The organism is Ruminococcus sp. OM06-36AC, assembly GCF_003438725.1.
GTDB lineage: Bacteria > Bacillota > Clostridia > Oscillospirales > Ruminococcaceae > Ruminococcus_C > Ruminococcus_C callidus.
On sequence record NZ_QSTT01000069.1, the window covers coordinates 1 to 1,179 of the forward strand.

At 38.9% G+C, this 1,179-nt stretch carries 1 pseudogene; it reads right to left on the reverse strand.

The window, feature by feature from the left end:
- A pseudogene (locus DXB92_RS13905) lies at window positions 1–1,179 on the reverse strand (hypothetical protein); the annotation flags it as partial.

Consider the following 1,179-nt stretch of genomic DNA (forward strand, 5'->3'; position numbering starts at 1 on the left):
GTTTCTGATTTTTTGTTTCCGTCCGGATAATAAGTTGTCAAGCTGCCGTGGCTCTTATCCGCAGAATAATTCGGTGCATACTCCGCAGTTTTGCGGCTCAGCAAATCATATTCTGCAACGGTAGTCGCCGGTGTGCTTCCCGTTCCGTAATCTCTAGTAACTGTAACATTGTTAAACTTATCGTACTCATATTCCTTTACAGAATAAAGATTTTTGGAAATATCAAAACTGGTGGTTTCCTTTGACACTTGAAGTTGTGCATTATACTCATAAGAAACTGTATTTACAACAGTATTTCCATCCTTCAGTGTCTTGGATTTTACCAGTCCTTTTCCAACGCCATCCTTGTAGTAATCATACTCAGTTACATTACCTTCGGGGTCGGTTGTAGCACGAATCAACCCTGCAATTCCACTCACATAACTATCAGCATAATATTCATGACTCGTGATTGCATAACTTGCCTCATTCGCTGCAAGATACTTCACTGGATCAAAATTGTCTGCTGTAACTGTATTGATATCAGTTTGAGATAATGGATGCAGACTGGTTGCTTCTTTCAAAAGCCGAGTTCCATTCGAATCATATGCTTTGATAGTTGCATTTCCTGATTCGTCAACTTCTGCAATGACACTGTTTTTATCGTTGTAATTGGCAAGTGTGTATGTACCGTCAGCATTTATTGTTTTGATAACATTTCCGTTAGTGTCACGCTCATACTTTGTTGTATTTCCCATGATATCAACGCTTTCGGACATTTCATCATACTTATTTTCGCCATCAACCATAGTATAAGTGATTTTATCCACTTCATAGGTTTGACCATCGGTTTCCACAGTATTTGTCTTTACTGCATACTTTTCATCATAGTTATAGGTGTACGTTTTGACCAGCGTATCACCATCATATTCTTTCAGTCCCGTCTGTTTCTGTGTTTTATCATAGGTATAAACCTGTTTCAAACCGGATGCATTGGTCAGCCAATTTACAGAGCCATTATCGTTATACACAATCTGGTCTGTCATTTCATCGTAGCAGTTTGTAATTTTACAAAGTCTGCCTTTTCCATCATATTCATAGGATTCTGTTCCGCCAGATACGCTTGTTGCAGATACTAACTGAAAATCTCCGTTATATGCATAAGTAACCACACGACCTGCGGCGGTATCTTCAATACTG